Source organism: Desulfuromonas sp., from assembly GCA_002869615.1.
GTDB lineage: Bacteria > Desulfobacterota > Desulfuromonadia > Desulfuromonadales > UBA2294 > BM707.
The window spans coordinates 14805-40113 of record PKUH01000009.1 but is presented as its reverse complement, the minus strand read 5'-3'; the positions used below and the strand labels follow the sequence as shown (position 1 = coordinate 40113).

Here is a 25309-nt window from a genome sequence, read left to right as displayed (position 1 = left end):
GTCGCGGCGAAACCGTCAACGGTGGCGGCACCGATTGCCGTGACCAGACCGCAGGCGACGACCCTGGCCCAGCCGCAGACCGGAATTGTTGCCGCCGGCAAGTCGGCCGGCACCGCGACCGGCCTTGGCCGACCATCAACCGATATGGAAGGGGTCTGGAACGGACCTGACATGCCGGGTGAGATGGTCGGTGTTGCCGTGGTCGATCTCGACGGCTATGGCGTTGTTGAAACGGTCAGCGCCTTTACCAACAAGGTGCTGATCGGGTCTCTGGCTGGCGGACAGTACAAAGGCCAGGGTTTTATCGATATCCCGAAGCGGACCCGGCTGGTCGGTATCGATGCGGCCGATCTCGATGGCAACGGCCGTCCCGAGCTCTACATCTCGGCGGTCAAGCTCGATATCAGCCGTGACATTGAAGTCGTTGCCTCGCTGGTCGCCGAAGAGGTCAACGGCCAATACCGAATCATCGCAGATGATATCCCTTATTTTCTCCGCCGCGTTGATATCCCGTGGGAGGAGACGGTCATCGCCGCCCAGCGCGCCGCCGATACCGAGCGGACCTACGGCGGCAAGGTCTACCGGTTGCAGCGCCAGGGCGATGACTTCGACAACGGGGCCGAGATCGATTTCGGGACCGGGAAATTGACGGCCAACGGTTTTTTACCAATCCAGTCTGACGACCAGCGGGTCGTCGTATTGTTCGATATCAACGAGCGCCTCGAGGTCGTCAAGCTGACCGGCAAGAAAATCTGGGACAGCGACGAGGTTCTCGGCGGTAGCAGCGCCTATATCTTGCGGGAAGACCCGAACGCCAGGGGCGACAAGCTCAAGTATTATCTCAAGGCGAATCTCGACAGAATGCCGGATGGAACCATTTTGGTGCCGGTCAACAAGGGGGATGACGGGATGTTCAGCTCCAAGGTCTTTTCGGAGAGCCTGCTGGCCGGCCTGGTCTGGGACGGCGACAGTCTCGAAGAGGCGTGGCACACCGATCCGAAGGGCGGCTACCTCGCCGACTTCCAGGTTGCCGATGTTGACAACGACGACCGTGATGAAATCGTGACCGCCCTGGTCAGGGGGATCGGAGACGACCTGGTGCAGTCGAAGCTGGTGGTTTACGAGTTGCCTTGAAGGCAGTTGCTAGTGATCAGTGACGAGTGACGAGACGATAAAGCGGGGACACTTCCAAATGGGAAGTGTCCCCTTCTCTATTATTGAAAATTTAGAAATGTGTTGAGAGGGTCTTGGCAATCTCGGCCAGGTTTTTAAGATCACCATCACTGAAATTTTTGACCGAATCCTCTGCTATACCTTTGCGCGAAATCTGGACAACCCCTTTGCATTTTTCTTCTCCCGGGATCGGGACCGATATGATTTTCTGAATCGGTTGTGGAGATGACCCCTCTTTTTCGAGTCGAACCTTTTCGAAAATCGATGCGTGATGAACCGAAGCGAAACGGTTATTGAGGAAAGACTTGTTTTCGCGGGCTGTTTTGGCGGCCAGGGAGTCGTGCGAAGAGAGCGGCACGAAACCCATCTTCTTCAGCTTGAGCGGCCAGTGAAAATGGATCAGGTCCTTCGCATGGTCGAGCAGGAAGATCGCGACCTCGTCGATGCTGACCTTGTAGGCCTTGCTCAAAATTTCGGCCGATGCCTTGATCCGTGCGTCGACGGATTCGATCCCGGCGAGGTGGCTGTCGAGTTTTTTACAATAATCGGCAATGCTCATAAAAGACTCCCCATGAAAAAATCATAAACATATTATCAACTTCAAATATAACGCAGAGACGGAAAGACGCAAAGAAAAAAGGGCCGCATTGACTGCAGCCCTTTTTTCGATAATCGGGAGAACTAGCGGCTGGAACCACCACCGCCGCCCGGGCCGGATCCGCCGGAAGAACCAGCGCCTCCACCGTAGCTGCCGGGAGCGTCGCCGCTGAAATATTTATCCCGCAGTTGGCGCCGATACTCGTAACGCTCTTCGGGCGGAAGCTGGCGCATATCCTGTAGATCGCGGCGCAACTGCTGGCGCTCGCCAGCAGGGAGTTGGCGGAAACGTTCGAAGCGTTGCCGGATCCGCTTTTGTTCATGCGGCGGCATCTCCTGCCAGCGCTGCCAGCGTCGGCGCAGCATCTGTTTCTCTTCCGGCGGCAGCTTGCGGAACTGCTTGAGCCGATTGCGCAGGCGCTGCTGCTGTTCCGGCGGCAACTGTTTGAATTTCTGATACCGCTGCCGCATCTGCTGCCGTTCGTCCGGGTACAGGTTCTGCCAGCGTTGCTTGAGTTGGTCGAAATCGGCTGCCGCCTCGATCTCTACGGGGCGGGCCTCCGGCGCCGAAATGGCAAGGACCGGCAACAGCAAAACAAATAGAAATGTCGCGACCAGAATGCTGTATGTGATCAATCGTTTCATCGGGTATCCTCCATACTGGCGAGAGCGTTCATATTCACCAGCAATTCATAAAGCTCAAGCAATTCGAGATCAGCAACCACATCCTTATCCTCGACCGGCAGCGGTTCCGCCTTCTCTTGATTATTGACCTCGTTCTCTGCGGCCGGCGGTTCGTCCTGGTCCGGCGAAGTGTACCCCGGGGAGGAGATAAGTGTTAAAAGAAGGAACAAAAACGTGATTCGCATGCCGATCATCCCCTGTCGTCAAGCAGTTCGAGCAATTCAAGCTCTTCGAGAAGCTCCATGTGTTCGATCATCTCCAGCTGTTCAACCAGATCGATATCAGTGGCAACAATGGTAGTCGTCGAACCGGTTCTGGGTGCGATGTGGTCTGGGCTGAATACGAATACTGCTGCCAGACCGGCGGCGATGGTCGTTGCCGCCGCCCCGACGGTCTGCAGATTGAAAAAGCCTTTCCGCCGCGGCAAACTGGCAGCAACCTGTTGAACAAAGGCGCTTGTTTCATTGTCGGAAAGTTCAAGATCAAGGCGCGGCAAGGCATTGAGGGTCCGTTCTATAGACGCCACGGTTTGTCGGCAGTCCCGGCAAACTTCGAGATGCTCTTCAAGCGCGATGCGGGCATCGCCGCAGAGGTCGCCGGTCGCGTAGAGGGACAGGTCCTCCTCGTTCGGGCAATTCTTTTCAATCATGGCTTGTCTCCCATATCATCAAGAGCTGCACGCAGGGTTTGAATAGCCCGGTGCAGGTGCACTTTTATACTCCCTTCACTCAGCCCGAGAATGTCGGCGATCTCCCTGATCGACAGATTCTCCTGGTGGCGAAGAGTCAGGACGGTGCGTTGACGCGGTGAAAGTTTGTCGAGGGATTGAACGACTGTAGCCAGCTCTTCCCGGGCCATCAGCTGATCGTCCTGGGCCGGCTCAGAAGATGGGGTAAATTCGACCGGGTCGGCATCGTCGCTGTTCCGTTTCAGGAAGAACAGTTTCCGTTTGATTTTCTCGCGGCGCAGATGATCAATCGCCAGATTACTGACAGTCCGGTAGAGCCAGGTGCCGATGCGGCTCTCACCGCGAAAAGAACCGAGGGAACGATAAAGCCTGAGAAATGCTTCCTGAACGATCTCTTCGGCATCCGAGCGGTTGTTGACCAGCCGAAAAGCGAGCTGGATCATTTTCCCGGAGTTCTGGCGGACCAGGGTTTCAAAGCTCTGCTCGCATCCGTCGCGCGCCTGTTCGAGAAGTATCGTTTCCTGCCGTTTATCCATTGGCAGAGCGTACCCGCCGTTTATGGTGGTGTCAACTGCGCAAAAGTTCATAAATATTAAAACCGTTCATTTTGAAGTTTACAGCTATGTAGACGGTGAAAAAGAGATTTGGTTGACAGTTTGTTAATAATTTTAGTTGTGTTATATGTTGTGTCATTCCCGCGAAAGCGGGGATCCATTTTTGGGAGGGGGCAATGCGGTACTGTGTTTATATTTTAACGAATAAGCCTAGAGGTACACTTTACACAGGGGTGACATCAGATTTACCAAAGCGAATATATCAACACAAAGGAAAAGTAATAGTTGGTTTTTCATCAAAATACGATCTATCAATGCTCGTCTATTACGAAGTTTTCGATGATATTAGCGAAGCAATAAAGCGTGAAAAACAGATAAAAAAATGGAACAGAACCTGGAAAATTGAATTGATTGAAAACAATAATCCCGAGTGGCAAGACCTTTATGAGTCAATAATATGAAAATGGATTCCCGATCTAGTCGGGAATGACATCTCATGGTCTGGGCTGATGGGAGGAGGTTTTCTCTCCTTCTCTGCGGCTCTCCGTAAAATAGAAGTCCTGGTTTCTTGGTGTCCCTGGCGCCTTGGTGGCATAAGATTTTAAAGGAATTAATAATGAAAAAAGACACAACTGACAAGTGGGATCTGAGTCCAATCTACAGTTCCATCGATGATCCGAAAATTGAGAATGATTTGAAAAAGGCAGTCGCCGACGCTGCTGCCTTCAGTCGTGCCTACAAGGGGAAAATTGCAGTCGGTCCGGATGTCTCGACTCTGGCCGCGGCATTGCGTGACTACGAAGAATTACAACGCCTGGCCCTCGTACCGTATCACTACGCCTACCTGCTGTTCGCCGGCAACAGTGAAGATGAGAGTCACAAGGCGCTGCTTGCCCGGGCCCGGGAAATCCTGACCGCGGTGACCGAGGAGACGCTCTTCTTCGAACTCGAGCTCTTGCAGCTCGATGACGAGACCTTCAATCGTCTGCTCGCCGATGACGATGTCGCACCCTACCGGCACTACCTCGATAATATACGGGCTAACGCCCCCTATGCACTTGCCGAGGAGGTGGAGCAGGTGATCAAGCGCAAGGACCTCTCCGGCAAGGAGGCCTTTGTCAGCCTGTTTGACGAGGCGACCTCCTCGTTCAGGTTCCGCTTCAGGATGCCGGGAGAGGAAGAGACACGGGAAGTTGCCGGTGAAGAGCTGCTGTCGTTGCTCTATCATACCGACCGGTCGGTACGGGAAGAGGCGTTTTCGACGTTCCTGAATAAACATGCCGAGAACAGCACGGTCCTGGTCAACTGCTTTAATAATATTCTGCTCGATCATGGTCGTGAGGCTGAACTTCGCAACTACCCGGACCTGATGACGCCGACCCATCTCGGCAGTGAAACAGAACCGCAGATGGTCGAGCAGATGATGCAGGTTACGGAGGAGAATTATGGCCTGGCCCAGCGCTACTTCCGGTTGAAAAAAAGGCTGCTCGGCTACGATCGACTGAAGAACAGTGACCTTTATGCGCCGATCAATGCCAATCCGCGAACCTTCGAATATGACGAAGCGAAGGAGCTGGTACAGCAGAGCTTTGCAGCGTTTTCGCCGGAGTTGGCTGATCGGGCCGCCGCGATCATGAATGACGGTTATACCGATGTCTACCCGCGCCCCGGCAAAAGCGGCGGCGCTTTCTGTATGGGGATTCTGCCGGAGTGGTCACCCTATGTGATGCTCAACTTTACCGGCAATCTGCGTGATGTCTCGACGCTCGCCCACGAGCTCGGGCACGCCGTGCACTACTCGCTCTCAGGGCGGCAGAATCTCTTCCACTATCACGCGCCATTGCCGATGGCCGAGACCGCCTCGGTCTTTGGTGAAATGCTGCTGACCCGGATGCTGCTTGAAAAGGAGAGCGACCGGCAGCTGAAGATTGCCTTACTCTGCAGCAAGATCGAGGATATTATCGCAACCACCTTCCGCCAGAATGTCCTGACCCGGTTTGAGTTGGCGGCGCATCGGATGCGGGGCGAGCGGCTGCTATCGGCCGATGATTATTGCCAGCTCTGGTGGCAGGAGAACGCCAAGCTGTTTGGTGATGATGTCGAGATGATCGAACCGTATCGCTGGGGCTGGTCTTACATCAGTCATTTTATCCACGCCCGCTTCTACTGCTACAGCTATGTGTTCGGCGAGCTGCTGGTACTCGCCCTCTACCAGAAGTATCTGCTTGAAGGTGAAGCGTTCAAGCAGAAATACCTTGAACTTCTCGCCAGCGGCGGCAGTGACCGGCCGCAAACCCTGCTCGAACCGCTCGGTATAGATCTCGGCGATGCCAACTTCTGGCAGAGTGGTTATGATTTCGTCGAAAGCATGCTCAGCAATCTTGAGGAGCTGATCGCAGCTGAAGGTTGATGAAACTGTCTTGTTTTTGACTGTTCCCACTGCTCTGCCGAGGCCCATGTAGGACCGCCGAGCAATACCGGCGACCGTGATTGGTTGGATGGTGACACTCTCGAAGTTCAGGAAAGTGTCCCTGAATACAAGAGAACCGCGCGGTTGCGGCCGCGCACTCCGCCATACTCTTTTATTGAGCCATAAAAGAGTATGCAGAAAACGGCTCCCTTGCAGGGGGCTTTTGTCCGGGCTGAATCATTTCTGTTCAACTTTGCTGTTTGGGAGTTTGCCTTGAGGCAAACGCGTCACATCTCCGTGGCGGTTGCGGTTGGGCTACGGTTCTGTGATTGTGCTGACGGTAGCGACCTCAAGAGCTACGGGGGTGAGTCAAAATCATCAATTGATTCCCCCTGCTTATGGGTTATATATAAAAAGGGGACGCACCCTTAACGGGTCGTCCCCTTTTATTGTTCATCAGCTTTAAGGATCAGTCGGCGATAAGTGATTTAACCTTGGCCTTGACGTTTTCGACGGTAAAGCCGAAATGCTGCATCAGCTGGTCGGCCGGGCCGCTGGCACCGAAGCCGGACATGCCGATAACCAGGCCCTTGCTGCCGATGTAGCGTTCCCAGCCGAAGATGCTGGCAGCTTCGATGGCAACCCGGTTCGGGCAGTCGCGCGGCAGAACCTCGTCACGGTATTCCTGGCTCTGCAATTCGAACAGTTCCCACGAAGGCATCGAAACGACCCGCACACCGAGCCCATCAGCTTCGAGTTCGGCAGCGGCTGTCATGGCGAGAGGAACTTCCGAGCCGCTGGCAATCAGAACCGCATCGAGCTTCGAGCTTTCCTGCTTCAGGACATAAGCGCCCTTGTGCAGTTCGGCGGCCGGCGGATATTGCTCGCGGTCAATGGTCGGCCAGCCCTGCCGCGAAAGAATCAGCGCAGTCGGTCCCGACTGATTGGCGATCGCTGCCTTCCAGGCTTCAACCGTTTCGTTGGCGTCGCCGGGGCGGATCACCGTCAGATTTGGAACGGCGCGCAGGCCCGGCAATTGTTCAATCGGCTGATGGGTCGGGCCGTCTTCGCCGAGGCCGATCGAGTCATGGGTCAGAACGTAGACTGTTTGCAGGCCCATCATCGCTGCAAGGCGGATCGGCGGCCGCATGTAGTCGGCGAAGATCAGGAAGGTGCCGCCGAAGGGAATCAGGCCGTCGGTGTGGGCCAGGCCATTCATGACCGCTCCCATGGCGTGTTCACGGACACCGAAGTGAATGTTGCGGCCGCTCGTACAGGGGCCGAAGGATGTTTCGTTTTTCAGGGTCGTATTATTAGAGGGGCCGAGGTCGGCGGAACCGCCGAGCAGAAGTGGCAGCTTGTCGGCCAGGGCATTGAGGGTCTGACCGCTCGCCTGGCGGGTCGCCAGTTTTTCTCCGGCTGCGAAGGTCGGCAGATCATCCCACCCTGCCGGCAGCTCGCCATTTGCAGCCTGCTGCCAGGCAGCGAGTTTCGTATTCTCTTTCAGCTCTTCTGCCAGTTTTTTCTGCCAATCGGCTTCAAGGTTTGCGCCGATGCTCTTTACTTCACCCATGTGCGAAACTGCAGCCTCGGGAACCTGAAACGTTTGTTCGGGATCCCGGCCGAGGAACTGCTTGGTCAGCTTCAACTCATCCTGACCGAGCGGCGCACCGTGCGCGGCTGCGGTATCCTGTTTGTTCGGAGCGCCGTAACCGATATGGCTGCGCGCCAGAATCAGTGACGGTCGCGGCGAATGTTTTGCCTTTTCGATAGCCCGGTTGATATCGTCGAGATTTTCGCCCTCGACATGCTGAACCTGCCAGCCGTAGCTGAGATAACGGGTTGCGACTTCCTCGGTAAAAGCGAGGCTGGTATCCCCTTCAATGGTAATCTTGTTGTCGAGATAAAGACAGATCAGGCTGCCAAGACGGAGATGGCCGGCCAGCGAAGCCGCTTCAGCGGAAACCCCTTCCATCAGGTCACCATCGGAACAGAGGCAGTAGGTCCGGTAGTCGAACAACTCCTGGCTGACATTCTTCTGCAGAAAGCGGGCGCCCATCGCCATGCCGGCGGCAACCGCGATCCCCTGACCGAGTGGGCCGGTCGTTGTTTCGATGCCGGGCAGATGACCGAACTCCGGGTGGCCGGCGGTCGGACTGCCGAGCTGACGGAAATTTTTCAGGTCGTCAAGCGTCAGGTCGTAGCCGGAGAGAAAAAGCGAGCTGTAGAGCAGCATCGAAGCATGACCGCACGACAGGATAAAACGATCGCGGCCAGGCCATTCAGGGTTGGCCGGGTTGTGGCGCAGGTGATGGCGGTAGAGCAGATAGGCGATCGGGGCAGCTTCCATCGGTGTCCCGGGGTGGCCCGAGTTGGCTTTTTCGACGGCATCGGCGGATAACATACGGATGGTGTTGATCGATTCGGTAGCAGCTTCGGTAAATTTTTCAGACATGTTGAATCCTTAAATTGTTAATAGGGTGAACCACGGTGTTCACAGCGAAAGTACATCTTAAAAATATATCGGAATCATTTCTGCGGCCTCTGTGTTCTCTGCGGCCAATACCTTGTGCAGGAATTCCTGCTTAGCGGAAATGACAGAATTATTTGAAGGGGATTTTTACATCTGCGGCGGTTCTTGTAAACCCATAAAAAATGACCGGCCCGACGTGGAGGCGTCGTGGGCCGGTCTAGAGCGAGGTGGTGGAGGAAGAAGGTTTGTTTGATGGTTGTATCGTATCGTTGAAAAGCAATAAAAAACAGGTGGCGATCCGCATAATTTTGCATCAGGTCTGACAGGATAAAACTGTGGGGATGTGCAGTCGATTTGTCGGGACGGGATGGATCAGGTCATGGCGCAATGCCGGATCAGCGCTGCCAGCTTATTGGCATGGGAGCCGTGCCAGTCCTGCAACAGCCTCTCGGCCAGGGTTTTGCCGCTGGCGACCATTTCGTCGAGGATATCGAGGTAGATGGTTTCATCCATGCCACAATTGTTGCGGACTTTTTGCCGCTGTAGCCCTTCCCGGGCGAGGACAAGCAGGTCGATGGCTATATCCTGAAGAGTATGGCCGTTGTGCGGTGTGGCGAGGCCTGACTTCGGGGATTGCCGGTAGGTTTCAGTCAGTTCTTGCGGACTGAAAAGTTGCATCGCATCGGCCTGGGCGTTCTTGTCATAAAAGAGCCCCTTGAGTAACGCCGCTGCGGCCAGCGACATGTTCTGGGGCAAAGAATCGATCGAACGGATTTCGAGCTGCGGTCGCAACCGGATTTCAGGGAAGATGGTCGAAAGATGAAGAATCCAGTCGGACATCAGGGCCTGATGCCCGGCATGGCCCTCCTGCCAGAAGCGGGCAAAGGTGAAACGTTCAGTGGTCAGGTCAACGTACTGACCCTGGCGAACGATAAAGTACATCGGCACGTTCAGGGCATAATCGACGTAGGTTTCAAGGCTGGCGTCATCGTCGAAGAGCGCCATAATCAGTCCGGTTCGATCCGGGTCGGTGGTTGACCAGAAATGACCGCGGGTCGAGAGGTAGCCCGACGGTTTGCCGTGCAGCAGGGGGGAGTTGGCGAACAGGGCGTAAAGAAGCGGTGAGAGCATCATGCCGAAGCGGAGTTTCTCGACGCAGTCGGCTTCGTCAATAAAATCGAGATTGATCTGGACGCCGGCGCTGAGGGTCATCATTTCACGGCCATGGCCGCCGAGCCTTTGCATGTACGGACCCATGATCTTGTAGCGGTCCTTCGGTAGCCATTCTATATCTTTGAGTCCGGAGAAGGGATGCAGGCCGAGGCCGAGAAAGGCGAGGCCAAGCTCTTCGGCCTGGCCGGAAATCTGGCGCAGGTGGCGGATCAGATCGCCATGGCAGCAGTGAATGTCGGAACAGAGGGCACCGGAAAGCTCAAGCTGACCTCCCGGTTCGAGAGTGATCGAAGAGTCGCTCCCCTGCAGGGCAATCAGGTGGTCGTTTTCACGGATGCCCTCCCAGCCGCCGGTCTGCGCAAGCCGTCTGAGGAGTTCTTCAATGCGCGAAAAAGGGGCCGCTTCACCACTTTCCCTGACGATCACCAGTTTTTCCAGTTCGGCGCCAATAAAGCGCTTTTCCGGTTTGCGGGCGCCGGCGGAGAGATAGTTGATCAGCTGCTGTTTGGTCTCAACAGGCTGATCCATGGCGAGTATCGGCTCAGGCATGACTTTAGCCTAGCATGAAATAACACGAATGAATATTGTGAAGATACCCATTACGATTTGAGATAAGCGGCGATGCTGAAAGCAATTGATTCAAAAATCTTGGTGAACTCCTCTTCGTTCCGCTCGAGCAGGGTAATCCGGAATCCGAGCTCGGGAGTAAAGAACGACGAGAGCGGCACGACACAGATCCCGGTCGATGCCAGCAGATAATAGACAAAGCGCTTGTCGAGGCTGATCCCTGGTTCGTTGACCAGGCCTTCAACCAGGGTTTTGACTTCGGGGATCTCGATCGGCAGCGTCTGCTTGTTGTTCAAAACATCCCGTTCGAAAGCGACACTCATGTAAAAGGCGCCGTTGGTCCGGTTGCAACGTATTCCGGGGACCTTTTTCAGAAGATCGTAGGCGATGTTTGAAAATCTTTCGTAGCGTTCAATCCGTTCGTCGAGCCAACCCTGGTATTCGGGATGGCTCAGGATCGGCGGGATCGCTTTTTGCGGCAGGGTGGTTGAGCAGACCTCGACCATCTTTGAATCAAGGATACTCTGAATGTACCGCTTGAACATCGGATCCTTATCGGCATTATAGACTTCGATCCAGCCGCAGCGCGATCCGGGCCATGGAAGTTCCTTGCTGATCCCTTTCATCGAGATGGCCGGAATATCACCGACAAGGTCGGAAATCGGCTTGGTCGACTGGCCGTTGTAGACCAGGTTCTGGTAAATCTCGTCAGCGATGATAAAGAGATCGTACTCCCGGGCGATCGCCACAATCTCCTTGAGAATCCGCTCCGGCCAGACAGCGCCGGTCGGGTTGTCCGGATTGATAATCAGAATGCCGGAGATTGCCGGATTGTATTTGACCGACAGGCGCAGGTCATCAAGGTCGGGGTACCAGTTGTTGTTCGGATCGAGCCGATAACAGACCGGTCTTTGGCCGGCATGAGCCGCTTCGCCGGATGAATGCGTCGAATAGGTCGGAGTCGGTCCGATGACGCGTGATTCACGGCGCAGCAGGCCATAAACCTTCTGGATCGCATCGCCGAGGCCATTGAAAAAGATAACATCATCAGCGGTGATTTGCGCCTTGCCCCGTCTGTTGGTCATTTCGGCCAGGAACTCACGGGTTTCTAACACGCCCTTGGTTGCACAGTAGCCGTAGGTGCAATCTTTCATCGCCAGGTCGGCGACGATCTTCTTCATCCAGTCGGGAATTTTTTCCCCCTTGGCGATCGGATCACCGATGTTTTCCATGTTGGTCTTGATCCCGAGTGATTTCAGTGTGTCGGCGATCTCGACAATAGCCCGGATTTCGTAGGTCAGTTCTCCGGCACCGATATGGACGATATTGTTCCGCATTTTAATCTCCTGTTCTTATCAAATTCAGTCGCCAGAAGCGATTGCATGCATTAAAAAAGGCCATGGTTTCTCTGCCATGGCCTTGGGTGTGGTTAGAATAAAAGCGTTCAGACAATCGGCAGAAAAACAGACAACAGGGTGCGCGCGGCTTGCGCTGCGGCCGCCGCGTTGTTCGCTTGTGCTGTATCTACCGATGAAAAAGTCATGAACTCCTCCTGTAAGTCGAATCAGTTATCATATCTGCCATTCAAAAGTCAACAGAATCCTGACGCTAGATTGCCCCGTGCTCCTTGAGCAGATCGGCGATCCCCTCCGCCATCTGGAAGTACCCGTCAGCGTTCGGATGAATGGTGTCACTCTTCAGCGATTTATCGGTCAGGATTTCGCTGACAATTGAGTTCTGACAGAAAATCTTCATTTCGTCGGCGATCTCCTGGTAGAAGGGGGCCGAGTCAATGAACAGTCCGAACTGTGGTACCGAAACCAGGATAACCGGAATGTCACGTGCCTGCGCTTCGCCAATCATCGCCTTGAGGTTGGCAATGGTCGTTTCCCGGTCGAGACGGCGCAGGATATCATTGCCGCCGTGACAGAGGATCAGCATATCCGGATCATGCTTATCGAGTAATCCCGGCAGGCGTTTCAGCCCTTCGGCTGTAACCTCACCCGGAACGCCGGCATTGATGACCGTGCGCGCAAGCATTTTTTCGAGCTGGGCCGGGTAACTCTTGTCTTCGCTGGCCCCGGTTCCATGCGTCAGGCTGTCGCCAAAAGCGAGAATGACATCGTTGGGACGTAAAAAGCTGAAACGATCGCCATTGTCGCAGGCGGCCAGGAGCAGGGACAGCAGAAGTCCGGTCAGGAAAAGATGGCGAAATAGTTTCATATAAAAATTGTCCTTCGTTTTATGGTCAGTTTGCAGCGCCATCAATAGCGCCGCTTACGGCGTGAACTTTTACCGATCATCCAGCCGATAAAAAGCACGCCGGCGCCGGCCAGAAACCACTTGATAACTCCGCTTCGCAACAGATAAGCATTCTCTTCGCGCAGCGAGTTCAGCTCATCGGTCAATCCCGCGTTTTCCTGCTTGAGCCTTTCCCGTTCGTTGACGATGCTGATGACATCTTCGGAATCCTTTTTCAGGTTATTGAACTTTTTGCGGGCCTCGGCCAGATCCTGTTTCAGGTTCTCCGCTCCCTTGGCACGCTCGGTCAGTTCCTTTTCCTGCTCGGCCAGCTGCTGTTGCAGTTGCTCGATCGTGGCATTCAGTTTGGCCTGATTTTTCTCAAGATCGGACTCGGAACTCGACATCGATGCCTTAAGATCGGCCAGCGCTTTCTTCTCCCGGGCCAGCTTTTTTTCGAGGTCTGCTATAATCAGATTTTTCGGCCGGGACCGGGTCAGGTACTGTTTTTTGATGTACCCTTCCGTGCCATCTTCCGTTCTGACGAGGAAAAAAACATCGCCTTCTTCCAGGAGTTCAACCGGGTCATCCGATGTCAGGTTGCCGATTGACGGAGCGGCCGCCTCCGGAGTCGCACGGATGCCAACGACCAGACGGTCGCCGACGTAAATGGTTTCAGCATACAGTGATGCTACGGCGGCAAGTGAAAGAGTAGTGGCCAAAAGCAGAACCGAAATGGCCCTTTTCATAACATCCTCCTTGAAGAAAAAGCGGGTCGACCTTGTCTTGCGAGCGAGTGACCATAATAATGAATTGAATTTATAGAACATAGACAGAAAGCAGGGTTGAATCAAGCATCATTTTGCAACTTCGGGATGTTTGCCATAACCTGCCGGTCACTCGCTGCTTTTTGCCAACGAGCTGCTCGGCAGGTTATTGATGTCGGACAAAATATGCCGGGTTTCACTGATATACGGATCCTTCTTCGCCTGTTCGATCCAATCCTCCGGATTGTCACCTTTTTTACCATGCGGCGCGGAGAGCTCTTCTTCGTCGGCGAGCTGTTTGGTCTCGGCTCTCTCCTGACGCAGCGCGTCAATATTCAGCGGCCGTACCGTTTTTTCACTCCGCTCGCGAGCCCGCCCGGCTTCCTCTATGATGCGTTGAAAATCCTCGTTCGAAGCAACCCGTTTTTTGCTGAGTTGCTGCAGTTTTGCTATCGGCAGACTGAAGGCGTCCCATTTCTCGTAGTCGATTGCCTCGACAGTGTCCCAGGGGAGGGAATGGTCACTGTACTGCTCTCCCGATTTCAGGTGTCCGAGCCGATCCGGCAGGATGATATCCGGCACAATGCCGCGATACTGGGTTGATTCGCCGCTGACCCGGTAGAATTTCTGAATGGTTATTTTGAGCGCCCCGAGGGGTTTGTACTGGGCCATATTACGGAAAGGGAGACGGCGATCAAGTTCGATAATGGCCTGGACGGTACCTTTGCCGTGCGTATGATTGCCGCCGACAATAACCGCCCGGCCGTAATCCTGAAGCACGGCAGCCAGGATTTCCGAAGAGGATGCACTGAACTGGTTGACCATAACCGCCAGCGGGCCATCGTACAGAACAGTGCCGCTTTCGTCGGCGTGCGTGCGCGAAGAGCCGCTGCTGTCGCGGACCTGAACGACCGGACCCTCCTCAATGAAGAAACCGGCAATCTTGACGGCATCGGTCAAGGCGCCGCCGCCGTCGTTGCGCAAATCAATAATCAGACCGTCGATTTTTTCTTTCTTTAACTTTTCAAGTTCGGCCCGTACATCATCCGTCGCATTTCGTCCCTTCCCTTTCCGGGATCCGGCAAAATCACGATAGAAACTCGGGATCTTGATATAACCGATTTTCTGCTTGTTCTCTTCGAAGATCGTTCCCTTGACAAAGGTTTCCTCGATTTGAACAACGTCGCGGATGATCGGGATCACGACGATCCGGGCATCCGGCTTTTTAACGGTCAGTCGTACCTCCGAACCCTTTTTGCCACGGATCAGGCTGACCGCATCGCGCAGGCGCATGTCAACAATATCAACCGGTTCGTCGGTCCCCTGGGCCACCTTGATGATCTGATCCTCGGCTTCGAGTTCGCCCTGACGGGAGGCAGCACTGCCCGGGATAATCCGGACGACCTTGATGTATCCATCTTCTTCGCGCAGGGTTGCACCGATGCCTTCGAGTGATCCGCGCATGCTGATATCAAAGTCTTCCTTCGCCTTTGGCGGCAGGTAGACGGTATGCGGATCAAACGCCCTGGTCACCGCATTGAGGTAGGTATTGAAATAATCCTGCTCGGTGTTCTTCTTCAGCCGGGAGAAGAGGTTGCGGAAGCTTTTCAGGGTTTTATCGCGGGCCTCCTGCTGCCGTTCCGACGGCGTACGGGGCTTGACGCTATGCTCCTTGTTATCCTTGTTGGCTTTCTCCTCTTCTTCAAGTTCGAGGTAACGGTTCAGTACCTGGTACTTGATAAGTTTACGCCAACGGTTCTTCAGTTCTTGTTCGGTCGAGGCGAAATCGAGTTTATCCGGATCGGTTTCGAAACTCTCCTTCAAAGTGAAATCGAAATCGCGGCTGAGCAGATCCTCTATTATTTTTTCGGTCGCTTCGAGGCGGTCTTTTATGATCTGGGTCGTTACCAGGGGGAAACGGATATTTCCCGACTTGAGTTCATTGTCAATCTGTCGGCGGAAAGGGTTGAGAATAACCGTGTCCGGCTTGAGCAAAAAACGTTTCTGGCTGTCGAGGCTCTTGAGATAAAGCTCAAACGCGTCCTCCGAGAGTTTGTCATCAATTTTTTTATGACTGTAATGGTGCCGAGGCAGACTCTCCTTGAGCATGTATCCGAGGAGTTTGGCCCGACTCGGGTTGTACTCCTGGGTCGCTGTTGATGCGGAGATCGGCCCGGAGAAAACGACCATGAGGATGATTAGTAAAATGGTGCAGAATATTTTAGATTGATTCAGCATTGTTATTCCGTTCGTTTGAATATATTCAAACAGCCATTATCACTTGAAAGGTGGTGCCACAACAAGAGAATTAATGATTTTATCTCGGCCCGGCAACAGTTTGGATGGCCCATCAGCATAACCTCGGTTCCGATAGAAAGACCATCGGCGACTAAAAAAACGAGTGATATCGGGCGACAATAGTTTATAGATCACGGAATCGTTGATAAAAAAGAGTGCCGGGAAACGCCCCGGCCCTCTTTTTTTATTGAAATCGTACCTGGTTAAAGGCAGCGATTTTGCCCTTTCGGGAAAGGTAATTTATCGGCAATTTTATTTTGCTTTCTTGAGGTACTTGAAAAACTCGGAGTCGGTCGAAATTACCAGGCGCCCGTTCCCCTGAATTCCTTTCTTGTACGATTCAAGGGTTCGCAAAAAGGCGTAAAACTCCTTGTCGCGGTTGTAGGCCCGGGCGTAGATGGCGGTCGCCTCGGCGTCACCCTGGCCGCGGAGTTCCAGCGACTGGCGCTCGGCCTCGGAGCTGATCTCCTTGAGCTCCCGTTCCATCTGGCCGAGGATATCGGCCTTTTCACCTTCGCCTTCGGAGCGGTACTGGGTTGCGACTTTCTTCCGTTCGTTAATCATCCGCTCGTAGACACTGCGCCGGACCTGCTCGACGTAGTTGATCCGCTTGATCTGCACATCGAGCAGCTCGATGCCGTATTCGGGTGTGCTCGCCTGGGCTTTATCGAGCATACCGGCGAGAATCTCTTCACGGCCAATCATCTCTTCACGCGGTATTTCGACTCCGTCGACCTCAAAACGTTCGCTGGCGCCGGCTTCAGGAACGTAGTCGCTGCCCCGGACCAGCTCGACGAGCAAGCGGCCGGAGACGGCGTCGCGCACCACCGAGTCGATGATATCGTCGAGGCGGCTCTGGGCGCCGCGTTCGGTGGCAACGGTCTGGTAGAACAATAGCGGATCAACAATTTTCCAGCGGGCCGTGGTGTCGACCCAGATGAATTTCTTGTCCTTGGTCGGTATTTCGGTCGGATCAACATCCCATTTCAGAATCCGGCTTTCAAAGCGGATGACATCCTGGATAAACGGTGTCTTGAAATGTGGTCCCGGGTTTTTAATCTCGCCGACCGGTGCCCCGAACTGGGTGACAATCGCCTGCTGTCCTTCATAAACCAGGTAGAAACTGCTGTACAAAATGACCAGGGCGGCAGCCAGGACAACTAAAATAGGTACTGTTTTTTTCATTTGGCAACCCCCTTCTCGCTACGCAGCGGCAGGAACGGCAGAATATTCCCTCCCGTCTGCTTATCCATAATGTAGACTTCTTCGAGGCGCGGCAGAATCTGCTCAAGCGTTTCAACGTACATCCGGCGGCGCGTGACCTCGGGAGCCTTGCGATATTCGGCGAGGATTGATTCAAAACGGTTCGCTTCACCCTTGGCCTTGTTGATCCGTTCGGTGGCGTAACCCTTGGCTTCCTGAATCATTTTCTTTGCCTCACCGCGGGCTTTCGGTACCTCGCGGTTGTATTGTTCACGCGCCTGGAAAATCAGGCTTTCCTTCTGCTGTTCGGCTTCGTTGACCTCGTTGAAGGCTGCCTTGACCGGGTCGGGCGGTGTCACATCCTGGAACTTGACGGTGACGATACGGACACCGATATCGTAGTCGTTGAGAATCTTCTGCAGGTCGGCCTCTATTTCGCTGGCGAGTTCAGCCCGCTCAGTAGTCAGAACCTTGGTGACGTTCGAATTGCCGACCGCCTTGCGTACCATCGCTTCGGCGATGTCACGAATTGTTTCGATCGGTCGCCGGATGTTGAAGACGAACTTGAACGGTTCGGCGATCTTGTACTGGACGATCCATTCGACATCACTGACGTTGAGATCGCCGGTCAGGGTCAGGGACTCCTCTTCGAGCCCTTTCTTGGTGTAAGTTGTGCGGACCCCGGGATTAACGGTGCGGTACCCGAATTCCTGTTTCTCGACGCGGGCCGTCGGGACGTTGATCACCCGTTCAATGCCAAAGGGCAGTTTGAAATGCAGCCCGGGATCGGTCAGGCCGGAAAACTTGCCGAGACGGAGCACCACCCCGGTCTCTTCCGTTTCAACCTTGTAGAAGCTGGTCATCGCGGCGATGCCGACAATGATGACAACGAAAAATATCAGGATGGCGCGGCTCGCTTTGAAATTGCCGCCGCCCCCTCCCGATTGCATTTTCTCTTTTACTTTGTTGGTAAAATCGATGATTTTCTTTTCAAGTTCATCACCGGGATTACAATTTCCCCAGTCTTGCATAAAGACCTCCTGTGCCTGTCTGGTGTTGCGTGTTTCGTGCGAATTACAAGTTATAACAGATATGACGACTGTCTGCTTATTTTAAAAAATTTTTCTCGATGAAAGTGCTCAGTTCAGTGATTTCGTTGAGATCGAATACCGGTACTTCGGTATCGACAGGGCTGTCGCTGGCGACAGCAACCAGGCCCGGTACGTTCTGTAACTGGCTGATCAGTGGCCGGTTCAACTCGGTGCGATGGATTTCTATTTTATGCAGGCGGCTCTGCCTGAAGCCTTCGGTCAGAACGATGTCGACCTTGCCGGCAAATGACAACAAGATTTCGTCGAGCGATTGTTCCGATTGATGCTGACTGATAACCGCTGTTTTTGTCGATGAACTGATCGCGGTCACCGCGGCGCCGGCCCGGGCCAGGCGCCAGGAATCCTTGCCTTCGTGGTCTATCTCGAAGTTGTGTGCATCGTGCTTCAGGGCACCGACGGTCCAGCCATTCTTCATCAGTTCACGGATCAGGTTTTCAATCAGGGTCGTCTTGCCGGTGCCGCTATTTGCAAAAAAAGATATTGCTGGCGGCGGAGCCAGGAGCTGTTCGAGATCAGCCGGTGTATTGATGTTTGTAAAGGCCCGCCGCCAACCTTCCGGCAGGTCCTCCTCTCCGAGATAGCAGACGTTCAGCTCATCCAGAAGATCCAGAATCTTGGGGTTCCCGGATTCGAGCCGGCAGGTTATCGGTTTTAGGGCGCTTTTGCGATAACAGGCGACCAGTGGTTCGCGTCCGGTACGGGTGCGCGGCACGACGGCATCAACATCCGTACTGCATGCGGCCTGCAATCGATTCAAAAGAGAGACCGATGGGTAGGGCAGATCGCAGGGTAATACAGTAATCCACTCGCTTTTGCAGTGGACGAGGCCTGTTTCAATGCCGGCCAGGGCCGAGCCGGCGAGTCTGTCAGTGAAACATGGCACTTTTGCCGCTGCGAGGTCGGGCCGGCGGCCGGCAATGAGCAGATCGTTACAAGTACTTGCCAACGCATCATAACTGCTGCGCCAGAGCGGTTTTCCGCGATGAGTGATTTGTGCCTTGTCGCGTCCCATCCGGCTGCTGTCGCCGCCGGCCAGGATTACTCCGGTAAATGAGATTGATTGCATGACCTTTTAAAGAGACCTTTCAGGAATTCAAGGTATTTTATCACAGGACAGGTGCGCTTTGTTGATAGTCCTTTTTGTCTCTGCCCGGGCTTTTTTCTGCGCAATCAGAGGAACGGACGTTGATCGTTTCGAAAAATGCCGATTATAGTCGACAGGTCGGAAGCACTCGCTTGACATCGCACCCTTCTCATGCCTAGAATTTCGCCGATTTAATTCAGCTGAAGGAGGAAATGTTATGAATGAATGTCCCTGCGGCAGTGGTGCCGAGTACAGCGCCTGCTGCGAACCGATTATTAAAGGGAAGAAAGCGGCCGAAACAGCTGAACAGTTGATGCGGGCGCGCTATACAGCGCACGTCAAGGTTGAGATAGATTTTGTCAGCGACTCATTGCACCCGGAGCATCGCAAGGATTACGACAAGAAGGCTGCCAGGAAATGGGCCGAGGAGTCGGATTGGCATGGCCTGGAAATTATCGATACTGTCGATGGCGGCCCCAAGGATGAAACCGGTGAGGTCGAATTCATTGCCCGCTATCGCGACAAGGACGGGATTCGCAGTTATCATGAGCGGGGCCGGTTCGAGCGTAAAAAGAAAAAGTGGTATTTCACGGAAGGGAGCATGGTCAAGGGCCAGCCGCTGACCGTAACCAAGATCGGACGGAACGACCCCTGCTCCTGTGGAAGCGGCAAGAAGTTCAAGAAGTGTTGTGGTTAATGGTGACCGGTTGTCGTCGATGACGCACGAGCAGAAGAGTCATGATCTGCTGCACGGGATCACCCTTGAGCAGATCGTCAGCAGTCTGGTCGAAGCGTATGGTTGGCCCGGCCTGGGCAACCGAATCGACATTAACTGTTTTAAAAACAATCCTTCGGTCAAGTCGAGTCTCAAATTCCTGCGCAAGACACCCTGGGCCCGGACCAGGGTTGAAAACCTCTACCTGGCGATGAAAAGAGAGCCAAATAAACCATGACCAATAATGATGTTTTACGCCGTCTCCGCTACATTTTTGACTGTAATGATTCAAAAATGATCGTTTTGTTCCGCCTCGGTGGGCAGGAAGAAACCCGCGAGCAGATCAGTGCCTGGTTGAAAAAAGAGGACGATCCGGCTGGCCAGGAATGTAACGACCGGCAGCTGGCGGTTTTTCTCAATGGCCTGATAATCGATCGCCGCGGCAAAAAAGAAGGACCGCAACCGGCGCCGGAGAAACGGCTGAACAACAACATTATTTTTAAAAAGCTGAAGATCGCCTTTAATCTGAAGAACGACGATGTTCTCGAATATCTCAACCTGGCCGGCATGAAGATCAGCCCGCACGAACTGAGCGCCCTGTTTCGCAAGCCGGGGCATAAGCACTACCGGGAATGTAAAGATCAGATTTTAAGGAATTTCCTCAAGGGGGCGCAGCTGAAATATCGGGGCGATTCCCCAGAATCAATCTAGCCGCTACTTTAAAAGTTAGGCACTTTCCGTTCGATAACGGCGACCTCGATTCGTCGGACGGGGACACTATCCGAAGTTCAGGGGAGTGTCCCCTTGATAAAACCGCGCGGCCGCGCACTCCGCCATACTCTTTTATTGAGCCATAAAAGAGTATGCAGAAAACGGCTCCCTTGCAGGGGGCTTTTTTGCGCCGTTTAAATTATTTTTGTTCAACTGTTCTGACAGGGAGTTTGCCTTAAGGCAAACACAGTTCATCTCCGTGGCTGGCGCGGTTGGGCTACGGTTCACTGATTGCGCTGACTGGTGCGACCTCAAGAGCAACGGGGGTGAGTCATAATCGAAACATAGATCCTCGGTCGGATTCAGGAACTGCTTTCCTGTTTTTTTCGACTGGCGATCATTCGGGCGATTCGCCCCCCTCCTCGCCACCGGCCTGGCTGTCGACGTCGGTTTGATTTTCACTGAGACCGGCCGGATTTTTGGTGCGGATGCCCGGTTTGGCGAGAATCTCCAGATAAAAAGAGTCGAGGCCATCGGCTTCGGCCTGCGAGATATGTTTGTTGATGGTCGAGACATGAATCTCTTCACTGTTCGCTTCGTCCGGCCCGTACTTGCAATCGAAATCCCAGAAATCGACCCCTTCCGGCAGCGCCTTGTTCCGCTCGCGCTTGATGTACTTTTTCACTTCATATTTAATCAGATCAACCCAGCGCGGTTGCTTGTGCTTGGGGTGGGACATTTTGAAGTTTTTCTTCATACTGTTTCCTATACGAATGATGTGAGTTGTCTTGAGTGCGCCTGTTGCGCATGATAACACTGTCGATGAGCAAAAGGGAGACAATGAGCAAGGCGCCCTCTTGAATAACGATGAGCGATCCTATAAACTCCCCGAAACAAAAAGATTATTTTTTCCACTGAATCAAGTAGAAGGAGATTTGTAATGGCGAGAGCAAGTGCCCGGCATATCCTGGTGCCGTCGGAAGAAGCCTGTAACGAGCTGAAAAGTAAAATTGAAGGTGGTGAAGATTTCGCTGCCGTTGCCAAACAACACTCCGGTTGCCCTTCCGGCCAGCAGGGGGGTGACCTCGGGTCGTTTACGCCCGGCCAGATGGTCAAGGAGTTTGATGACGTCGTTTTTTCGGGCGAAGTCGGCAAGGTGCTCGGTCCGGTGAAGACACAGTTTGGTTACCATCTGATTGAAGTCACGGAACGGACCGATTAAAACAGCGCGATACTGGCAAGCGGAAGACCTGCACCTTTTTTCGGTGAAAGCATTCCGCTGTCATTGGCAAGCCAACCCCGGGCTCGTGTTGCCTGTCGAGTGCAATCTGTGGAGACCTCATGGCTAACGGATCCCGGCGCTACCCGATCCCGGCACAGCGCTTTCGGTGTGAGATTGAGGTCGAACGCAGCCGCTTCATCGCCACCGTGCAGGCAGTTGCAACGGCGGAGGAGGCGCAGTCTTTTATTGCCGGGATCAAGGCCGAATTTGCCGACGCCAACCATAACTGCTGGGCTTATCTTGTCGGTCCGCCCGGCAGTACAGACCGTATCGGCCTGAGCGACGACGGCGAACCGCATGGCGTCGCCGGCAAGCCGATGCTGACCACCCTCCAACATGCCGGCCTCGGTGATACGGCCGTGGTTGTCAGCCGTTACTTCGGCGGCATCAAGCTCGGCAAGGGCGGCATGGTCAAGGCTTACACCGCGGCGGTGCAAGCGGCTCTTACGAAGCTGCCGCGCACCGAGCGGATCGCCTGGGCACATCTGGAACTTTGTTTCGACTACTCCCTGTTGGCACCATTACAGCAGCGGCTGAGCGATTTCGAAGGCGAAGAGCTGGCAAGCAGCTATGCCGAACGGGTCACTCTCGAACTCCGCCTGCCGCAGGAGCAGCAGACGGGGTTCGCAGCGATGTTCAGAGACCTCACCGCCGGTCGGGGGGAACTGAAAAAGGCTGCTGACTGAAGCGGTGCTGCCGTCCGAGAGATTTTTCCGCTAAACTCGTTGTGAACGCGGCCGGTCAATCAAGCGTTTGTTGCAGGTAGTCAGTAAACCGGCGCCATGATTTCTCATCGGCATCCTTACGGTAGCGATTGCTTCCGAACACGGTAAAGGCGTGCGGGGCGCCGCTGTAGGTGATCATTTCATGGCTGACGCCGGCTTGCTCAAGTTCCGCAGCGAGCGCGGCAAACTGATCCATGGTGATGTTGGCATCGGCGGTACCATGCAAAATCAGAACGCTGCCGCGGGTTTTTGCATAGTCCTGGCCCTCGGGGGTCTGCAGGCCGCCGTGGAAGGTGACGAAGCCCTTCACATCGGCGCCGGACCGGGCAAATTCGAGAACTGCTGCGCCGCCGAAGCAGTAGCCCATGGCGACAGCATTCCCGGTGTTGCCGCCGAGACGTTTTGCTTCAGAGAGGGCGCCATTCAGCAGGCGCCGCATTTTCTCCCGATCCTTGTAGAGCTCGCCGGTATGCTGGCGCTTGTCCTTGACTTCGGTCGGCCGAACGCCCTTGCCAAAAAGATCGGCAGCGAAAACCGTATATCCCATGGCAGCGAGCATTTCCGAACGTTTGACTTCGTAATCGGTCAGGCCATCCCAGTCGTGAAGCAGAAGTACCAGCGGAGCTTTTTTGTCGGGGCTGGTGTAGTAGCCTTCATAGTCAGCGCCGTCGACAGTATAGGTAACTGTTTTGCCTGCCCCGAAGCCGGGTGAGGCGAATATCAAAATCAATAGCGTGAGGACGAGTTTTTTCATTTTATGATTCTCCTGTAGCGCAAAAGTGATCATTTTTTACTTGAAAGAAGTTTATCACTCTATTTGTTATTTTCATCCGTCAGGCATAATCTGTAACTTTTCATCCGTAAAAACCCTGATACACTGTTCCCTGTTCATCTGAATATTTACAAACCATACGGAGGAGTCATGAAATCACTCTCTTTTGCCAATAACGACCAGATGCCGATCCTCGGACTCGGCACCTGGAAATCGGAGCCGGGGGAGGTTGGTGCTGCCGTCCGCGAAGCGGTACGGATCGGTTATCGCCATATCGACTGCGCTGCTATCTACGGCAACGAAACGGAGATCGGCAAAGCTTTAAAGGAACTCATCTCTGGCGGCGAGGTTCGTCGGGAAGATCTCTGGATCACCTCGAAGCTCTGGAACAACGCCCACAAAAAAGATCAGGTTGCAGGGGCGCTGCAGAAGACGCTGGCCGATCTGCAACTCGATTATCTTGACCTCTATCTGATGCACTGGCCGATCGCCTTCCGGCCCGGGGTCGTTTTTGCCGGAAAACCAGAAGAATTCATGACCATTGCCGAGGCGCCCCTGCTCGAGACCTGGCAGGCGATGGAGGCTGCTGTCGGTTCCGGTTTGACCCGCCATATCGGCGTTTCGAACTTCAAACCAGGGCACCTGGAAACCCTCTGCCAGTCTGCAACGATCCGGCCCGAGATGAACCAGGTTGAGCTCCATCCATTTCTGCCGCAGGATGAGCTGCTCGAATTCTGCCGCAAGAAATCGATTCACCTGACCGCTTATTCGCCACTCGGTTCCGGTGACCGGCCGGGGGCCATGAAAAAATCGGACGAACCGAGCCTGCTGGCGAATCAATCGGTCAAGGAAATTGCCGCGGCTCACGATTGCAGCCCGGCCCAGGTCCTGCTTGCTTTTGCCGCAGCGCGTGGTACGGCGGTTATTCCGAAGTCGACCAGCCCCGATCACTTGGCCGAGAATCTCAGGGCGGCTGATTTGTGTCTGACCACAGAGGATATGGCCGCCCTGGCGACCCTGGAAACCGGTTTCCGCTATGTCGATGGCAGCTTTTTCACCTTTGCCGGGTCGCCCTACACCCAGGACTGGCTCTGGGATGATGACTGATTTTTGCCGGCTACGGGCCTGCTTAATTCAGTAATCTTTGGTACTGCCTGATCTTTTATTAAAATTGACTCGACCTGCTGTTATCGTAATTATTGGCAGGAGACAAACATGCAAAAACGGCAACCGCTCTGGACAAATTCAAGGATTCACCTGTTCCTGATAGGCGCAACGTTGGCGCTTGTAATCATCCCCTATTTGAACAAGACTCCGGGTCTCGAAGTTGCACAACAATCGAGTGCTGCAGCAGACCACTTTCTCAAGCTGGTTGACAGCCAGGCCTATAGCGCAAGTTGGGAGGCGACTTCAGATGTTCTCAGGGAGATGTTGTCGCGTGAGACCTGGAATAAAAAGCTTTCGGCAATGCGTGAGCCGTTCGGCGCAGTTGTTGAGCGGACCCGCGAGGATATCGTTTATGCCGACCCGGGTGATGACATGCCGGCTGGTGAGTACGTGGTGGTCACCTTTGCAACGACATTCCGGTTCAAGGAATTGGCGCGGGAGACGGTGACCTTGCTGCAGGAGCAGGGTGGCGAGTGGCTGGTTGCCGGCTATTTTCTCAAATAGTGGCCGGGCCGGAAAAAAGAGAGCCGACTCCGGGTGCGGCTGCCGATAGTTTTCGTTCGAGGAATTGATATCCGGAGGAGTTGCCTCCGGGACACAGGTTCTGTTATGTTGGAATCATCTTGCAGGTGAGGAGCATTATTGTGCTTGAAGAGTCCAGGATTTCCCTTGAATGTCCGCATTGCGGTGATTCAATCTATCAGGCAATGCGCTGGTTCCGGCGTGATTATCGGTCTTGTCCACACTGTGACAAGCCGATCCCGGCCGGGTATTTTGATGCCACTCTCAATCAGCTTGAACAGGCCTTTGACCAGGGTGTCGAGGAGATGATGCAACCGGAAACCGGTGGCTGCTGTGGCAGTAAAAAAGGGGGATGTTGCGGGCATTGACCGGCATCTCCCGCAAAAGGGAA

Annotated in this window: 27 protein-coding genes; 11 read left to right on the top strand and 16 right to left on the bottom strand. The window is 54.2% G+C overall.

Translation table 11 applies throughout. From position 1 onward, the window contains the following. The first annotated feature begins 21 nt into the window (after positions 1-21). Positions 22-1134, top strand: coding sequence for a hypothetical protein (locus C0623_01695; protein ID PLY03392.1), 1113 nt, complete (start codon positions 22-24; stop codon positions 1132-1134). Between the two features lie 91 nt (positions 1135-1225). Here C0623_01695 and C0623_01690 read toward each other — a convergent pair whose 3' ends face one another. The 5 genes from C0623_01690 to C0623_01670 form a co-directional block, all read right to left on the bottom strand. Beyond that, positions 1226-1732 (bottom strand): hypothetical protein, encoded by a 507-nt coding sequence (locus C0623_01690; GenBank protein PLY03391.1) that lies wholly within the window; start codon positions 1730-1732, stop codon positions 1226-1228. Positions 1733-1854: 122 nt separating this feature from the next. Then, positions 1855-2415 (bottom strand): hypothetical protein, encoded by a 561-nt coding sequence (locus C0623_01685; protein PLY03390.1) that lies wholly within the window; start codon positions 2413-2415, stop codon positions 1855-1857. After that, positions 2412-2648, bottom strand: a complete 237-nt coding sequence (locus C0623_01680; protein ID PLY03389.1) for a hypothetical protein — start codon at positions 2646-2648, stop codon at positions 2412-2414. Before C0623_01680 ends, C0623_01685 begins: the two co-directional genes overlap by 4 nt. Beyond that, positions 2645-3103 (bottom strand): hypothetical protein, encoded by a 459-nt coding sequence (locus C0623_01675; GenBank protein ID PLY03388.1) that lies wholly within the window; start codon positions 3101-3103, stop codon positions 2645-2647. Before C0623_01675 ends, C0623_01680 begins: the two co-directional genes overlap by 4 nt. Then, the gene (locus C0623_01670; GenBank protein PLY03387.1) at positions 3100-3729 is read right to left on the bottom strand and encodes an RNA polymerase sigma factor; all 630 of its coding nucleotides are present in this window, start codon (positions 3727-3729) and stop codon (positions 3100-3102) included. The genes C0623_01675 and C0623_01670 overlap by 4 nt, the downstream gene beginning before the upstream one ends. A 143-nt stretch (positions 3730-3872) precedes the next feature. Between C0623_01670 and C0623_01665 the strand changes: the two genes are divergently transcribed. Further along, positions 3873-4157, top strand: a complete 285-nt coding sequence (locus tag C0623_01665) for an endonuclease (GenBank protein PLY03386.1) — start codon at positions 3873-3875, stop codon at positions 4155-4157. A gap of 155 nt (positions 4158-4312) precedes the next feature. Next, on the top strand, positions 4313-6106 hold the full coding sequence (locus C0623_01660; GenBank protein PLY03385.1) for an oligoendopeptidase F: 1794 nt from the start codon (positions 4313-4315) through the stop codon (positions 6104-6106). A gap of 469 nt (positions 6107-6575) precedes the next feature. Here C0623_01660 and tkt read toward each other — a convergent pair whose 3' ends face one another. The 9 genes from tkt to mobB form a co-directional block, all read right to left on the bottom strand. Continuing rightward, the gene (gene tkt / locus C0623_01655; GenBank protein PLY03384.1) at positions 6576-8561 is read right to left on the bottom strand and encodes a transketolase; all 1986 of its coding nucleotides are present in this window, start codon (positions 8559-8561) and stop codon (positions 6576-6578) included. Between the two features lie 390 nt (positions 8562-8951). Then, a complete protein-coding gene (locus C0623_01650; protein PLY03383.1) occupies positions 8952-10301 on the bottom strand; it encodes a gamma-glutamylcysteine synthetase in 1350 nt (449 codons plus the stop codon). Between the two features lie 50 nt (positions 10302-10351). Continuing rightward, positions 10352-11656 (bottom strand): aminotransferase, encoded by a 1305-nt coding sequence (locus tag C0623_01645; GenBank protein ID PLY03382.1) that lies wholly within the window; start codon positions 11654-11656, stop codon positions 10352-10354. Between the two features lie 271 nt (positions 11657-11927). Then, positions 11928-12542, bottom strand: coding sequence for an arylesterase (locus C0623_01640; protein PLY03395.1), 615 nt, complete (start codon positions 12540-12542; stop codon positions 11928-11930). 41 nt (positions 12543-12583) lie between these two features. Next, a complete protein-coding gene (locus C0623_01635; GenBank protein ID PLY03381.1) occupies positions 12584-13390 on the bottom strand; it encodes a TIGR04211 family SH3 domain-containing protein in 807 nt (268 codons plus the stop codon). A gap of 66 nt (positions 13391-13456) precedes the next feature. Further along, positions 13457-15565: a tail-specific protease gene (locus C0623_01630; GenBank protein PLY03380.1), complete on the bottom strand. Its 2109-nt coding sequence runs from the start codon at positions 15563-15565 to the stop codon at positions 13457-13459. Positions 15566-15877: 312 nt separating this feature from the next. Next, positions 15878-16810: a protease modulator HflC gene (gene hflC, locus C0623_01625; protein PLY03379.1), complete on the bottom strand. Its 933-nt coding sequence runs from the start codon at positions 16808-16810 to the stop codon at positions 15878-15880. Further along, positions 16807-17778, bottom strand: a complete 972-nt coding sequence (gene hflK / locus C0623_01620; protein PLY03394.1) for an FtsH protease activity modulator HflK — start codon at positions 17776-17778, stop codon at positions 16807-16809. Before hflK ends, hflC begins: the two co-directional genes overlap by 4 nt. Positions 17779-17935: 157 nt before the next feature. Continuing rightward, a complete protein-coding gene (mobB, locus tag C0623_01615) occupies positions 17936-19006 on the bottom strand; it encodes a molybdopterin-guanine dinucleotide biosynthesis protein B (GenBank protein ID PLY03378.1) in 1071 nt (356 codons plus the stop codon). Between the two features lie 235 nt (positions 19007-19241). On the opposite strand from mobB, the gene C0623_01610 reads away from it, so the two are divergent. From C0623_01610 to C0623_01600, 3 genes are read left to right on the top strand one after another with little or no spacing between them, the layout of a single operon-like run. Next, a complete protein-coding gene (locus tag C0623_01610) occupies positions 19242-19721 on the top strand; it encodes a hypothetical protein (protein ID PLY03377.1) in 480 nt (159 codons plus the stop codon). 19 nt (positions 19722-19740) lie between these two features. Continuing rightward, positions 19741-19977, top strand: coding sequence for a hypothetical protein (locus C0623_01605; GenBank protein ID PLY03376.1), 237 nt, complete (start codon positions 19741-19743; stop codon positions 19975-19977). Further along, a complete protein-coding gene (locus C0623_01600; protein ID PLY03375.1) occupies positions 19974-20450 on the top strand; it encodes a DUF1456 domain-containing protein in 477 nt (158 codons plus the stop codon). The genes C0623_01605 and C0623_01600 overlap by 4 nt, the downstream gene beginning before the upstream one ends. Positions 20451-20847: 397 nt before the next feature. Here C0623_01600 and C0623_01595 read toward each other — a convergent pair whose 3' ends face one another. Next, positions 20848-21207: a hypothetical protein gene (locus tag C0623_01595; GenBank protein PLY03374.1), complete on the bottom strand. Its 360-nt coding sequence runs from the start codon at positions 21205-21207 to the stop codon at positions 20848-20850. A gap of 183 nt (positions 21208-21390) precedes the next feature. On the opposite strand from C0623_01595, the gene C0623_01590 reads away from it, so the two are divergent. Together C0623_01590 and C0623_01585 are read left to right on the top strand one after the other, a co-directional pair. Then, a complete protein-coding gene (locus tag C0623_01590) occupies positions 21391-21672 on the top strand; it encodes a peptidylprolyl isomerase (protein ID PLY03373.1) in 282 nt (93 codons plus the stop codon). 119 nt (positions 21673-21791) lie between these two features. Next, complete coding sequence (locus C0623_01585) at positions 21792-22418, top strand: YigZ family protein (GenBank protein PLY03372.1); 627 nt, start codon at positions 21792-21794, stop codon at positions 22416-22418. 55 nt (positions 22419-22473) lie between these two features. Here the strand turns inward: C0623_01585 and C0623_01580 are convergent, their stop codons facing one another. Further along, the gene (locus C0623_01580) at positions 22474-23211 is read right to left on the bottom strand and encodes a dienelactone hydrolase (GenBank protein PLY03371.1); all 738 of its coding nucleotides are present in this window, start codon (positions 23209-23211) and stop codon (positions 22474-22476) included. A gap of 168 nt (positions 23212-23379) precedes the next feature. Between C0623_01580 and C0623_01575 the strand changes: the two genes are divergently transcribed. The 3 genes from C0623_01575 (at position 23380) to C0623_01565 (ending at position 25286) form a co-directional block, all read left to right on the top strand. After that, the gene (locus tag C0623_01575) at positions 23380-24336 is read left to right on the top strand and encodes an aldehyde oxidoreductase (protein PLY03370.1); all 957 of its coding nucleotides are present in this window, start codon (positions 23380-23382) and stop codon (positions 24334-24336) included. 108 nt (positions 24337-24444) lie between these two features. Next, entirely contained in the window at positions 24445-24900 is a 456-nt protein-coding gene (locus C0623_01570) for a hypothetical protein (protein ID PLY03369.1), read from the top strand. 140 nt (positions 24901-25040) lie between these two features. After that, entirely contained in the window at positions 25041-25286 is a 246-nt protein-coding gene (locus C0623_01565; GenBank protein ID PLY03368.1) for a hypothetical protein, read from the top strand. The last annotated feature ends 23 nt before the right edge of the window (positions 25287-25309 follow it).